This is a genomic window from Amycolatopsis sp. NPDC004625, assembly GCF_040609695.1.
In the GTDB taxonomy this organism is placed as follows: Bacteria; Actinomycetota; Actinomycetes; order Mycobacteriales; family Pseudonocardiaceae; genus Amycolatopsis.
The window spans coordinates 1-14,375 of record NZ_JBEXKX010000029.1; the positions used below are offsets into that span (position 1 = coordinate 1).

A 14,375-nucleotide genomic window follows, 5' to 3' on the forward strand; every position below is an offset into this window, starting at 1 on the left:
GCCCTTCCCCGCCCCCGTGGGTTCGTACACCACCCGCCTCACCACCCGGTGTTGTTTTTGTTCTGCGTATTTTTAACCCTCCTTACCACTCACGACGTCCTGCGGCGGGGCCTCCTCGATGATCAGGTGGGCGTTGGTGCCGCTGGCGCCGAAGGAGGAGACGCCCGCGCGGCGCGGACGGTCGTTGCGCGGCCACTCGCGAGCCTCGGTCAGGACCTCGATCGCGCCGGCGGCCCAGTCCACCTGGCTGGTGCGCTCGTCGGCGTGCAGCGTGGCCGGCATGACGCCGTGGCGCATGGCCATCACCATCTTGATCACGCCCACCACCCCGGCGGCGGCCTGCGTGTGCCCGATGTTCGACTTCAGCGAGCCGAGCCACAGCGGCTGCTCCCGCTCCTGCCCGTAGGTGGCGAGCAGCGCCTGGACCTCGATCGGGTCGCCCAGCGCGGTCCCGGTCCCGTGCCCTTCCACGACGTCCACATCGGACGGTGCCAGCCCGGCCGAAGCCAGCGCGCCGCGGATCACCCGCTGCTGCGACGGCCCGTTCGGCGCGGTCAGGCCGTTCGACGCACCGTCCTGGTTCACCGCGGAACCCCGCAGCACGGCCAGCACCCGGTGACCACGCTCCTGCGCCACCGAAAGCCGTTCGAGGACGACGACACCGACACCCTCGGCCCAGCCCGTGCCGTCGGCGCCCTCCGCGTACGCCTTGCACCGGCCGTCGGCGGACAGGCCGCGCTGGCGGGAGAACTCCAGGAAGGCGTCCGGACTGGCCATCACGGTCGCGCCGCCGGCCAGCGCCATCGAGCACTCGCCCTGCCGCAGCGCCTGCGCCGCCAGGTGGATGGCCACCAGCGACGACGAGCACGCCGTGTCCACGGTGACCGCGGGCCCCTCGAAGCCGAAGACGTACGCCACCCGGCCGGACGCCACGCTCGAAGCGGTGCCGGTCATCGTGTAGCCCTGCACGTCTTCGGGCACTTCGCGCAGCCGCGTCACGTAGTCGTGGTGGACGATCCCGGTGAAGACGCCGACGTCGGTGCCGCGCGCGGACAGCGGGTCGACACCCGCGCGTTCGAGGGCCTCCCACGACGTCTCCAGCAGCAGCCGCTGCTGCGGGTCCATCGCCAGGGCTTCGCGCGGCGAGATGCCGAAGAGCCCGGCGTCGAACTGCGCCGCGTCGTGCAGGAAGCCGCCCGACCGCGTGTAGCTCGTCCCGGCGTGGGCCGGGTCCGGGTGGTACAGGCCGTCGAGGTCCCAGCCGCGGTCGACGGGGAACCCGGTGATGGCGTCCCGGCCTTCCGCGACGAGGCTCCACAGCTCTTCCGGGCTGTCCGCGCCGCCCGGCAGGCGGGTGCTTATGCCGACGATCGCGATCGGCTCGTCGGAGACGTCCCGCGTCACCGTCACCGGCGCCGCCGGGCGCTCGCCGGAGAGCTCGGCCCGCAGGTGGTCGGCGAGGACGGCCGGGTTCGGGTAGTCGAAGATCAGCGTGCTGGGCAGGTCCACGCCGGTGAAGTCGCGCAGGCGGTTGCGCAGCTTGATCGCGCTGAGCGAGTCGAACCCGTGGTCCTTGAAGGACCGGTCGAGGTCGAACGCCTCCGCGTCCCGGTGCCCGAGCACCACGGCGGCGCTCTCCCGGACCAGTTCCAGGACGTCCTCGACCGGCCGGGCGGCGATCGGCTCGGGCGCCGGGGCGGCTTCCAGCGTCTCGTCGGTGTCGATCCAGAACCGCTGGTGCTGGAACGCGTAGGTGGGCAGCACGGTCCCGACCGCCGCACCCGGCTCGTCGAGCACCGCGGTCCAGTCCACGGCGACCCCGCGCACGTGCAGTTCCGCGAGCGCGGTGAGGACGTCGTGGACCTCGGCGCCGTTCTTGCGCAGGGTGGCGACGCAGCTCTGCTCCGAGCCGCCGAGCGTGCCGAGCGCCATCGCCGCGAGGGCCCCGCCCGGGCCGAACTCGACGAACGTCGTCGCGCCCTGGCCGCTCAGCGCGGTGACGGCGTCGCTGAACCGCACGGCGTTGCGCACCTGGCCGACCCAGTAGCCCGGCGTGTCGAGGGCCGCGATCTCCCCGGTCAGGGTCGAGACGACGGGCACCGAACCGGCCCGGTACGTCAGGCGCTGCGCGACCGCGCGGAACTCCTCGAGCATCGGTTCCATCAGCGGCGAGTGGAAGGCGTGGCTGACGGTCAGCCGCTTGGTCTTGCGGCCACGGTCCGCCAGTTCGGCCGCGGCGGCGAGCACGGCGTCCTCGGCGCCGGAGAGCACCACCGAGTCCGGGCCGTTGACCGCGGCCACGCAGACGGCGTCCCCGAGCAGGGGCGCGACCTCGTCCTCGGTCGCCTGGACGGCCACCATCGCGCCGCCCGCGGGCAGGTTCTGCATCAGCCGGCCGCGCGCGGCGGCCAGTTCGCCCGCTTCGGCCAGGTCCAGCACGCCGGACACGTGCGCGGCGGCGAGTTCGCCGATCGAGTGGCCGGCCAGCAGGTCCGGCCGGACGCCCCAGGACTCGAAGAGCCGGAACAGCGCGGTCTCCACGGCGAACAGCGCGCCCTGGGTGTACATCGTCTGGTCCAGCAGCTCGCTGTCGCCGAACACGACCTCGCGCAGCGGACGTCCGTCCAGGTGCGCGTCCACGGCTTCGCACGCGGCCTCGAAGGCGTCGCGGAAGACGGGGAAGGTCTCGGCGAGCTCGCGGCCCATGCCGGCCCACTGGCTGCCCTGACCGGTGAACAGGACGGCCAGCTTGCCGTCGACCGGCGTCCCGGACACGACGCCGGGGCCGAACCCGGCGAGATCGCTGCGGAGCTGCTCACGGTCGGAAGCCAGGACGACGGCCCGGTGGTCGAGCTGCGCCCGGGTCGTGGCCAGGGCGTGGGCGACGTCGGGGACGCGCACGTCCCCGCCGAGGAAGTCGGCGAGCCGCGTGGCCTGCCCGCGCAGTCCGGCCGCCGAACGCGCGGCGAGGAGCACCGGCACGAGGAACTCGGCCTTCGCCGGCTCCGGCGTCACGACCGGCTGGGGAACCTCTTCGATGACGACGTGCGCATTGGTGCCACCGATGCCGAACGACGACACGCCCGCCCGCCGCGGGTGGCCGTTGACCGGCCAGTCGCGGGCCTCGGTCAGCAGCTCGACCGCACCGGCGGACCAGTCCACGTGGGACGACGGCCGGTCGACGTGCAGCGTCCGCGGCAGGACGCCGTGGCGCATGGCCATGACCATCTTGATCACGCCCGCGACACCCGCCGCGGCCTGCGTGTGCCCGAGGTTCGACTTCACCGACCCGAGCCACAGCGGCTGCTCGCGGTCCTGGCCGTAGGTGGCCAGCAGGGCCTCGGCCTCGATCGGGTCGCCGAGGGTCGTGCCGGTCCCGTGCGCCTCCACCGCGTCGACGTCCGAAGTGGACAGTCCGGCGGCGGCCAGCGCCTTGCGGATCACGCGCTGCTGGGACGGGCCGTTCGGGGCGGTCAGGCCGTTCGACGCGCCGTCGGAGTTGACCGCCGACCCGCGGACCACGGCCAGCACCTGGTGCCCCCGCCGCCGCGCCTCGGACAGCCGCTCCACCAGCAGCAGCCCGACGCCTTCGGACCAGCCGGTGCCGTCGGCGCCGTCGGCGAACGCCTTGCAGCGGCCGTCGGGGGCCAGCCCGCGCTGCCGCGAGAACTCGACGAACGTCTCGACCGTGCCCATCACCATCACGCCGCCCGCGAGCGCCATCGAGCACTCGCCGCGCTGCAGCGCCTGGACCGCCATGTGCAGCGCGACCAGCGAAGACGAGCACGCCGTGTCGACCGTGACGGCCGGGCCTTCGACGCCGTAGTGGTAGGCGACGCGGCCGGAGAGGACGCTCGCCGAGCCGCCGGTGAGCCGGAAGCCTTCGACGCCGGCCGCCCGGTGCATCCGCATGCTGTAGTCGTGGCTGTTGACGCCGGCGAAGACGCCGATGTCCTGCCCGTGCAGGGTCGTCGGGTCGATCGCGGCGCGTTCGAACAGCTCCCAGGACGTCTCCAGCAGCAGCCGCTGCTGCGGGTCCATCGCGAGGGCCTCGTTCGGCGAGATGCCGAAGAAGGCGGCGTCGAACCCGGCGGCGTCGTCGAGGAAGGCGCCGTGCCGGACGTAGGTGGTGCCTTCGTGGTCGGGGTCCGCGTTGTAGAGCCGGTCGGTGTCCCAGCCGCGGTCGGCGGGGAACTCGGTGACGGCGTCGACGCCGTCGGCGACCAGCCGCCACAGGTCCTCGGGGCTGTGCACGCCACCGGGGAAGCGGCACGCCATCGACACGATGGCGATCGGCTCGTCGACCGCCGCGGCGGTGCCGATTTCGGCCGGCCGCGAGGCGCTTTCGCCGACGAGCTTGGTCCGCAGGTGGTCCGCGAGCGCCGGCGGCTTCGGGTAGTCGAAGATCATCGCCGGGGACAGCGTGAGCCCGGTCGCGGCCGCGAGGCGGTTCCGCAGCTCGACCGCGGTCAGCGAGTCGAACCCGGCGTCCTTGAACGTCCGTCCCGTGTGGACGGACTCGGCACCGGAATGGCCGAGCACCTCGGCTGCGTGCCGACGCACCAGGTCCAGCAGGGTCTCGGTCTGCTCGGCCTCGCCGAGCCCGGCGAGGCGTTCCGTGAGCGACGCCGTCCTGGCCGCGGTCCGGCGCGGCAGCGGGGCCAGGCCGCGCAGCAGCGGCGGCACCGGGCCACCGGACTTCGCCGTCGCCCGCAGCGCGGCGACGTCGAACCTGGCCGCCACCAGGGCGCCGCCGGTGCCGATGGCGGCGTCGAGCAGGGCCATGCCTTCCCCGGCGTCGAGGCCGGACATGCCGATCCGCTGGTTGCGCCGCAGGTCGGCGGCACCCAGGTGCTCGGTCATGCCGCTGACCGTCGACCAGTAGCCCCAGGCGATGGAAACCGCGGGCCGGCCTTCGCTGTTTCGCCTGCGCGCCAACGCATCCAGCCCGGCGTTGGCGGCCGCGTACCCGGCCTGGCCGGGGTTGCCGAGCACACCGGCGGCCGAGGAGAACAGCACGAACGCGGCGAGGTCGGCGTCCCGGGTGAGCTCGTCGAGCAGCCGGGCGGCGTCCACCTTCGGGCGCCGCGCGGTGCCGATCCGGTCCGGGGTCAGTTCGGTGATGACGCCGTCGGCCAGCACGCCGGCGGTGTGGACGACGGCGGTGAGCGGGTGCTCGGCCGGGATGGCCCGCAGGACGGCTTCGAGCTGGGCCCGGTCCGCCGCGTCGCAGGCGGCGATGGTGACGGACGCCCCCAGCGCGGTCAGCTCTTCCCGCAGCTCGGGTGCGGCACCACGGCGGCTGATCAGCACGAGGTGCCGGACGCCGTGCGCGGTGACGAGGTGCCGGGCGGTCAGCGCGCCGAGCGTGCCGGTGCCGCCGGTGATCAGGACGGTGCCCTCGGGGTCGAGCGGCCGCGCGTCCCGCTGAGGTGCGATCCGCGCCAGCCGGGGCACCGACGCGACACCGTTGCGCACCCTGACCTGCGGTTCGCCGGTCGCCACGACGGCGGGCAGCACGGACCGGTCGTCGAGGTCGGCCAGCACGATCCGGCCCGGGTGCTCGGACTGCGCCGAGCGCACCAGGCCCCAGATCTCGGCCGCACCGGGCTCGTCGCAGTCCCCGGTGAGGACAACCAGCGGGGTCTCGCCGGGATCGGCCAGCCACGGCTGAAGGGCGGCCAGCGTCGATTCGACCGACGTGGCTTCGTGGGTCTCGAAGGCGGCTTCGGCCGCGGGCAGCGGGATTTCCGTCCAGTCGACGTGGAAGAGCGCGTCGGTGGCGCGCTGTGCACCCTCGAACGGCGTCCCGCGCACGGATTCGACGGTCAGCACCGGCTGTCCCGCCGGGTCGGTCAGCCGCAGGCCGGTCGCCGTCGGCGTGCAGGTGACGGCCGTGGCCCCGGACGCCAGCAGGGAAACTCCGGTCCAGACCGACGGCAGCAGGCCGTCGCCGACGACCGTGCGGGCGGCGGCGTCCAGCAGCGCGGGGTGAATTCCGTAGCGGTCCGCGTCGCGCAGGCCGTCCACGGTCACGTCGATGGCGTCTCCCGCCGCCGCCAGGCCAGGCGCCGCAGCGGCGGCGGGAGCAAGCGTGCCGTGGGCGTGCCGCGTCCACGGTTCGTCGGCCTCGCGCGAGAAGACCTCGATCGGCCGCCCCCGCTCGCCGGGCTCGCCGACGATCAGCTGGACGTCCAGGCCACCGCGTTGCGGCAGCAGCACCGGCGTGTCGACGGTCAGTTCGGCGAGGAACGGGGTGGCGGCGAGGTCGCCGAGCCGGATGGCCGCCTCGACCAGCGCCGCGTTCGGCACCAGGCCGTCCGCCGCCCAGGGGTGCGCCCGGCGCGTCCACCGGGTGACCGCGGTGAGGCGGTCCGAGCCGGGCGTGCTGACGATCGTGCCCAGGAGCGGGTCGCCGGCCGACGCCGGTTCGGCGGGTTCGAGCCAGTAGTGCTGGTGGTCGAAGGCGTAGGTCGGCAGGTCGACCCAGCCGGCCGCCGGCACGACCGCGGACCAGTCGACGTCGACGCCGCCGGTGAACACCTCGCCCATCGAGGTCAGCAGGCGGCGCAGGCCGCCGTCGTCGCGCCGCAGCGTCCCGGTGACGACCGCGTCGGTGAGCTCGCTCAGCGGCTGGACCGTCACCGGGTGCGCGCTGACCTCGACGAACACCGTGTGGCCCTGCTCGAGCAGCGCCGACGCGGCGGCCCCGAACCGGACCTGGTTGCGCAGGTTGCGGTACCAGTAGCCGCCGTCCAGGACTCCGGCGTCGCGAACCCACCCGCTCGTGACGGTGGAGTAGAACGGCACGATCGGGGCCTGCGCGGTGATCCCGGCCAGGGCCTTTTCCAGGGTCTCCTCGATGTCTTCGACGTGCCGGGTGTGGGACGCGTAGTCCACCGCCACCCGCCGCACGCGGATCCCGTCGGCGGACAGCGCTTCCAGCGTTTCGTCGAGGGCGTGGGCGTCTCCGGCGATGACCACGGAGGTGGGCCCGTTGACGGCGGCCACCTCGACCCCGTCCACCAGCCGCGACACGACGTCGTCTTCGCCCAGGGCGACCGAGGCCATCCCGCCGCGGCCGGACAGCTGCGCCGCGATGGCCTGGCTGCGCAGGGCCACCACCTTCGCCGCGTCCACAAGGGACAGTGCACCCGAAACGCAGGCCGCGGCGATCTCGCCCTGCGAGTGGCCGACGACGGCGTCCGGGCGAACGCCCACGGACTCCCACACCGCGGCCAGCCCGACCATCACCGCGAAACACGCGGGCTGCAGCACGTCGACCCGGTCCAGGTCGCCGTCACCGCGCAGGACGTCCAGCAGCGACCAGTCGATCCACGGCTCCAGCGCGGCCGCGCACTCAGCGATCCGCTCGGCGAACACCGGCGACTCTTCCAGCAGCTCACGGCCCATCCCGGCCCACTGCGTCCCCTGCCCCGGGAACACCCACACGACCTTGCCCGGCGTCCCGGTTCCGCGGGGAGCCAGCGACCGCAGCCCGGCCACGGCCTGCTCCCGCGAACCGGCCACGACGACCGCACGCTCGTCCAGCACCGCGCGTCGCGACACCAGCGCCCCGGCCACCTCGGTCAGCGAGACGTCCCCTTCGAGGAACGCCGCCAGCCGCTCGGCCTGCCCGGCCAACGCCGCCGCACTCCGCGCCGACACCACCACCGGCACCACGCTGCCGCGGCTCGGTCGTGAGTGAGAAACAGTGTTAGAACACTGTTTCTCACTCACGAGGTCCTGGGGCGGGGCCTCTTCGATGATCAGGTGTGCGTTGGTGCCGCTGACTCCGAATGAGGACACCCCGGCTCGGCGCGGACGGTCGGTCCGCGGCCACGCCTGGGGCTCGGTCAGCAGCGAGACCGCGCCGGCCGACCAGTCCACCTCGGAAGTCGGTTTGTCGACATGCAGCGTCGCGGGCAGGACCTCGTGCCGCAGCGCCTGCACCATCTTGATCACGCCCGCGACACCGGCCGCCGCCTGCGCGTGGCCGATGTTCGACTTCAGCGACCCCAGCCACAACGGCGTCTCCCGCTCCTGGCCGTAAGTGGCCAGCACGGCCTGCGCCTCGATCGGGTCGCCGAGGGTCGTCCCGGTCCCGTGCGCCTCGACGACGTCCACATCGGACGGTGCCAGCGCGGCCGCGGCCAGCGCGCGGCGGATGACCCGCTGCTGCGACAGGCCGTTCGGCGCGGTGAGCCCGTTGGACGCACCGTCCTGGTTGACCGCGCTGCCCCGCAGCACGGCGAGGACCCGGTGCCCCCGCTCCCGCGCCACCGACAGCCGCTCCAGGACGACCACGCCCACGCCTTCGGACCAGCCGGTCCCGTCGGCCGCCGCCGCGAACGCCTTGCACCGGCCGTCGGGCGCCAGGGCCCGCTGCCGGGAGAACTCCACGAACGACCCCGGCGTCGCCATCACCGTGACGCCGCCGGCGAGCGCCATCGAGCACTCGCCCTGCCGCAGCGCCTGCGCGGCCAGGTGCATCGCGACCAGCGACGACGAGCACGCCGTGTCGACGGTGACCGCCGGGCCTTCCAGCCCCAGCACGTACGACACCCGGCCGGACGCCACGCTCGACGCGACGCCGGTGGTGACGAACCCTTCGAGTTCCGGCGTGATCGCGCCGGCGCCGTAGCCCTGGTTCATCAGGCCGGAGAACACCCCGGTGTCGGTGCCCTTCAACGCGACCGGGTCGACCCCGGCGCTCTCGAGGGCCTCCCAGGAGGTCTCCAGCAGCAGCCGCTGCTGCGGGTCCATCGCGACGGCCTCGCGCGGCGAGATGCCGAAGAAGCCGGCGTCGAACTGCCCGGCGTCGTGCAGGAACCCGCCCCGGCCGACGTACGACGTCCCGGCGCGCTCCCGGTCCGGGTCGATCAGGGAGTCGAGGTCCCAGCCGCGGTCGCCGGGGAAGTCCGAGACGGCGTCGACGCGCTCGGCCACCAGCCGCCACAGGTCCTCGGGCGAAGCCACGCCGCCGGGCAGCCGGCACGCCATCCCGACGATCGCGATCGGCTCGTCCGGGTCGGCCACCGGCACCGGCTCGGCGAGGTCCTGGGTGAGCCCGAGCAGTTCGGCCCGGAGGCGGGCGGCCAGCGCCGCCGGTGTCGGGTGGTCGAAGACGGCGCTGGCGGGCAGCCACAGGCCGCTGTGCTCGGTCAGCCGGTTGCGCAGCTCGACGATGGCCAGCGACGTGAAGCCGAGGTCGCGGAACGCCCGCCCGGCCGGTACCGGCTGCCCCAGCACCTCGGCCGCCTGGGTGCGGACGAGGTCCTCCAGCAGCTCGGCCTGCGCGCGTTCGTCCAAACCGGACAGTCGCGCCCGCAGCTCGGCGGCGACGGCCTCGTCGGCCTGCCGCGACTCCTCCTCGCGCTCGGCGGCGGTGTACCGCACCTCGCCGGGCTCGTCGGCCAGCAGGCCGCGCCGGATCTTGCCCGACGCCGTCCGCGGGATGTGGGCGACTTCGAGGATCCGCTCGGGCACCTTGTACGCGGACAGCTGCTCGCGGCAGGCCTCGATCAGCGCCGCCGGGTCGAACCCGGACGGCCCCGGGATGACGTACGCGACCGGGACCTCCCCGAGCGTGTCGTGCGGCGCGCCGCCGACCGCCACGTCGGCGACGCCGTCGGCCGTGCGCAGGACCGCCTCGATCTCGCCGGGGTGGATGTTCGCCCCGCCCCGGATGACGAGCTCCTTGATCCGGCCGCGGATGGTGAAGTAGCCGGCGTCGTCGCGGCTGGCCAGGTCGCCGGTCCGGAACCAGCCGTCGCGCATCGCGGCGGCGGTCGCCTCCGGGCTGTTGTGGTAGCCGACCATGACGTTCGGCCCCTTGACCCAGACCTCGCCCTCCCGGCCGGCGGGGACGTCGAGGCCGGTCTCGGGGTCGACGATCCGCACCCCGACGCCCGGCACGGGCCGGCCGCAGGACCCCTCGACGCGAGCGCCGCCGGGCGGGTTCATGGTGATGGCGCCGCAGGTTTCCGTGCTGCCGTAGGCGTCGATCAGCGGGACGCCGAAGGTTTCCTCGAACTCGCTGCGCAGCCCGGCGCCGAGGACCGCTCCCCCGGCCAGGCCGACGCGCAGGCTCGGCGCGGAGAACCCGCTCTGCCGCGCGGCCCGCACCAGGTGGTGGTAGGTGGTGGGCACACCGGCCAGGAACGTCGTCTCCTCCGCGCGGAGCAGCCGGATGACGTCGTCGGCGGAGCTGCCGTCCGCGATCCGGACGGTGGCGCCGACCACGGTGGCCGACAGCACGCAGGCGATGTGCGAAAGGCTGTGGAACAGCGGCAGCGGCCACAGCACCCGGTCCTCATCGGACAGTCCCGGGAACGGCACGTAGCAGGACGCGACGGACCAGAGGCCGTTGCGCTGCGTCGACAGGACACCCTTGGGCCGTCCGGTCGTCCCCGACGTGTAGAACATCCACGCCGGTTCGTCGAGCTCGAGGTCGTCCGGCGCCGGCCCGGCCGGTTCGGTCACCGCGAGTTCGTCGTAGGCGTGGGCACCCGCCGGGACGTCGCCGCCCGTCACCAGCAGCTGGACCTCCGGCGCGAACCGGAGCCGCGCCGCCTGTGTGGCGTCGGTGATGACGGCCACCGCGCCGCTGTCCGCCAGGGGGTGCTGCAGCTCGGCCGTCGCCGCGCCGGGGTTGAGCGGGACGCCGACGGCCCCCGCGCGCAGCACCGCGTAGTAACTCTCCACAGTGGACACGCGGTTGCCGAGGCAGAACGCCACCCGGTCGCCGTGCCGGACGCCGAGGGCGGCCAGGTGCCCGGCGAGCCGGCGCGTGCGCGCCTCCAGCTCGCCGTAGGTGACCGCCCGGTGGTCGTCGGCGAAGGCGACCTTGTCGGCGAAACGGGTCGCGTTCTCCAGGAGTGCGACGTGAAGTGGCTTGATGAGATCGGTGCGCACCGTGCCGCAGATCCTTTCGGACATGTTCGGAGGGGAGGAACGCTCACCAGGCGAGCGGGAGCTTCTCCACCGAGAAGACGGAACCCTTCAGCCGCAGCGGAACCTCGTCGGCCGGGACGGCCAGGCGCAGCTCGGGGAACTCCCGCAGCAACGCCGTGAAGCCGGCGCGCAGCTCGATGCGCGCGAGGTTCTGGCCAAGGCACTGGTGGATGCCGAACCCGAAGGCGACGTGCCCGGCGGTGTCGCGCTCGATGTCCAGCTCCGCGGGACAGCCGAACTTGGCCGGGTCGCGGTTGGCGGCGGGCAGCGACACCGTGACCGTGTCACCCTTCTTGATCAGCTCGCCGTCGAGCTTCAGGTCCTCCAGCGCGGTCCGGTAGGTGTGGTACTGGTTCACCGTGATGTAGCGGAGGAGTTCCTCGATCGCCGCGTCGAGCTTCGCGGGCTCCTCGCGCAGCTTCGCCAGCTGGTCGGTGTGGTGCAGCAGCGCGAAGGTGCCGACGCTGAGCGCGCCCTCGGTGGTCTCGTACCCCGCGAACAGCAGGAGGGTGACGATGTTGCGCAGCTCCTCCAGGGTCAGGTCCTCGTTGACCAGCGAGCTGATCAGGTCGTCCTGGGGTTCCCGGCGCCGCCGCTCGATGACCTCGTCGAAGAACGCCTGCGCCTGCCCGTAGGCTTCCGCCGCCTCCGCCGGGTCCGCTTCCGCGTCGTGCAGCAGCGTCACCGCGGGCACGTACCGGTCGCGCTCGGCGTAGGGCAGGCCGACCAGCTCGCCCAGCATCCGCAGGACGAGCGGCTTGGCGAAGTCGTGCACCAGGTCGGCCGGCGCCCCCTTCGCGCGCATGACCTCGATCTGTTCGGCGGCCACGGCCTCGACGCGCGGGATGAGCCGGCTCGTGCGGCGGACGGTGAACTCACCGGTCAGCAGCTTGCGGTAGCGGGTGTGCTCCGGCGGGTCCATGTGGATGAACATGCCGGGGATCAGCGGGTGGGTCGGGATGACCTGGCCCTGGTGCGTCACCGGGAAGTGGCCGACCTCGCAGCTGTGGCTGAACCGCGGATCGCTGAGCACCTCGCGCACCAGCTCGTAGCTGGAAACGATCCAGCCGACGTGCCCGTCCGGATAAACCATCTTCGCGAGCGGCCGTTCTTCGCGGAGGGTGTCGAATATCGCGGGCGGGTCGAACCTGTCGATTCGCGCCCACGGCTCCTCGAAGGAAATTGCCTCGGTCATGGAAACCTTTCGAAGGGAGAGAACGAAGCGGTTATTCGGCGATCTTCGTGCGGTGCGACCACCGGAAGACCGCGATGTCGGCCTGGAATTCCCCGCCGTGCACGAAATGTTCGTAGCCGGCGCCGTGGCGGATCTTGAGCGTGCGGTCCAGTGCGGACGCCAGGACACTGCGTTCCGCCGCCGCCAGTTCGGCCGGCCCACCGCTCAACGCGATTTTCACCTGCGTAACACTCATCGCGGCCTCCACCTTTCGACGATGTCAGTCCACCTGTTCGCCGGTTCTCCCAGCACAGACCGGTCTCTTCATTCTCGATTCAGGCTAGGCGAGCCACCACCAGGCGACATCCCTCACTCTGGTAGAGCGGTCCGGACACCCTCCGCGGGCGCACGAAAACGGGGACTTCTTTCCCTGGCAAGGAAAGAAGCCCCCGTGGTGCCGTGGTCAGGTCAGGTCGACGGGCTGCCCGGTCTGCGCGGATTCGTAGGCCGCCTGGATGATCCGGAACGTCCGCAGCGCGGCCTCGCCATCGGGCCCCGGCCCATCGTCTTCGCTCAGAAAGTCGTTGATCAGCAGGGAAAGCAGGTCCTCGCCACCGAGACCGGCGTCGACGCCGTCGAGCAGCTTCGGCCCGGCGTCGTACCGCACGCTCGCCCTGTCCCCGATGAAGGTTACGGCGGGCCGGCCCGTCGCGGCCGGGTCACGGCGGAGGTCGAACGAGGCGACCTTCCCGCTCCGGTACCGGACGGTGAGCACCGCCGCGCCTTCCGCGCCGTGTCCATTGAGGACGGTGTTGCTCTGGGCGTAGACCTGCTGCGCGGGCTCACCGCCGAGGACGGCGTCGGCCAGGTCGAGCAGGTACGGCGCCGCGGTGCCCAGCACCCCGCCGTCCGCACTGGTGTCCAGCGAGCCGAGGACCGTGGTCAGGTCGCCGATGCCGCCGTCCGCAATTCCCTTGCGCACCACGGCGAACGCCTCGCCGTGACAGGCCGGGGACGCGAAGGTGAGCCGGTCGCCGCCGGCGTCGACCATGGCCTTCAGGTCGGTTTCCTTGGCCGCCGACGGGTATTCGCACAACACACGCGCGCCCGCCTCGGCCGCCCGCAGCACCGGCTCGAACGCGTCCCAGCCGGCCGTGGCCACGACTTCGACGTCCGGCCGGCCGCGCAGCGCCTCGGCGTAGACCTCGGGCGTGGCCGAAAGGATGGCGACCTTCACGCTGCTCCCTCCACGGAAAGTTCGACGGCCCGCCCGGTCCACGCGGACTCGGCGGCGGCCTGGGTGATCCGGACGGCGGCGAGCGCGTCCTTCGCGCCGATCCGCGGCTCGGGCCCGCCCGCGAAGGCGGTGGCGAACTCCCGCATTTCGGTGGCGAACACCGACGGCCCGTAGTAGCCGAAATCCGTGGTTTCGCCGTCGACGACCCGGACTTCCTGCGGCCACTCGGAGTCGTAGCTGACCGTCCCGCCGGTCCCGGAGACGTGGTAGGTGACCCGCACGGGCGGCTTCGGCGTGGCGGTCCACCGGCTCACCACCTGGCTGATGGCCCCGCTCGCGTGGGTGAGCACGACGGTCCCGACGGCCACGGCGCCTTCCGGCGCGGGCGTCGCGATGTCGCCCTGGTAGCAGGCGTGCACCCGGACGACGTCCCCGAAGACCCAGTGGGCGAGGTCGGCGCCGTGCAGCAGCTGGTCGGTGAGGATGCCGCCCGACCGCGCGGAGGCCGTCCCGGTCCAGGGCCGCGGGTGGTAGGCGGAGAAGGAGAACCGCCCGAGGGCGACGTCCCCGAGCCGCCCGCTCGCGACGAGCTCGTGCAGCCGCGCGTAGGGCGCGGCGAACCGCACGTCGTGGGCGGGGTAGAGCCGGACCCCGGCCTTCTCCGCCGCGGCCACGATCTCGGCGGCCTGATCGGCGTCCGCGGTCAGCGGCTTCTCGCAGACCACGCCGACACCGGCGGCGATGGCGGTCATGGCGATCTCGTGGTGCGTGCCGGTCGGGGTGCAGATGTCGACGGCATCGGCGCCGTCGAGGGCCTCGGCCAGCGAGCCGGCCGCGGTGGCCCCGAACTCCTTCGCGAGCTCGACGCTTCGGCCGTCGTCGGCGTAGACCCGCACGGCGGCGCCGGTGCCGAGCCACGCTTCCAGGTGCAGCCGGGCGATCAGCCCCGCACCGATCAGAGCCACCTCGAGCTGCGGCATGGCACCCCTCACCGATCACGGACGACGT

The 14,375-nt window shown here is 73.3% G+C and carries 5 protein-coding genes; all 5 read right to left on the reverse strand.

What is annotated here, in order from left to right; genetic code table 11:
• Positions 1-72: 72 nt before the first annotated feature.
• The 5 genes from ABZW17_RS29030 to ABZW17_RS29050 all read right to left on the reverse strand — a co-directional run bounded on the left by ABZW17_RS29030 (position 73) and on the right by ABZW17_RS29050 (position 14,347).
• Positions 73-10,917 carry an SDR family NAD(P)-dependent oxidoreductase gene (locus ABZW17_RS29030; protein WP_354821351.1) on the reverse strand — a complete coding sequence of 3,615 codons (10,845 nt, stop codon included), beginning with the start codon at positions 10,915-10,917 and terminating at the stop codon, positions 73-75.
• Positions 10,918-10,960: 43 nt separating this feature from the next.
• Entirely contained in the window at positions 10,961-12,151 is a 1,191-nt protein-coding gene (locus tag ABZW17_RS29035) for a cytochrome P450 (RefSeq protein WP_354821048.1), read from the reverse strand.
• A gap of 31 nt (positions 12,152-12,182) precedes the next feature.
• Positions 12,183-12,398 carry a DUF5988 family protein gene (locus tag ABZW17_RS29040; protein WP_354821051.1) on the reverse strand — a complete coding sequence of 72 codons (216 nt, stop codon included), beginning with the start codon at positions 12,396-12,398 and terminating at the stop codon, positions 12,183-12,185.
• 195 nt (positions 12,399-12,593) lie between these two features.
• On the reverse strand, positions 12,594-13,367 hold the full coding sequence (locus tag ABZW17_RS29045) for a Gfo/Idh/MocA family oxidoreductase (protein WP_354821054.1): 774 nt from the start codon (positions 13,365-13,367) through the stop codon (positions 12,594-12,596).
• Positions 13,364-14,347 (reverse strand): Gfo/Idh/MocA family oxidoreductase, encoded by a 984-nt coding sequence (locus ABZW17_RS29050; RefSeq protein WP_354821057.1) that lies wholly within the window; start codon positions 14,345-14,347, stop codon positions 13,364-13,366. Before ABZW17_RS29050 ends, ABZW17_RS29045 begins: the two co-directional genes overlap by 4 nt.
• Positions 14,348-14,375 lie beyond the last annotated feature (28 nt).

Bases quoted from the DNA above. Each gene is read 5' to 3' on its own strand.
- ABZW17_RS29035 (WP_354821048.1), bottom strand. From the start codon at position 12,151: ATGACCGAGGCAATTTCCTTCGAGGAGCCGTGGGCGCGAATCGACAGG.
- ABZW17_RS29050 (WP_354821057.1), bottom strand. From the start codon at position 14,347: ATGCCGCAGCTCGAGGTGGCTCTGATCGGTGCGGGGCTGATCGCCCGG.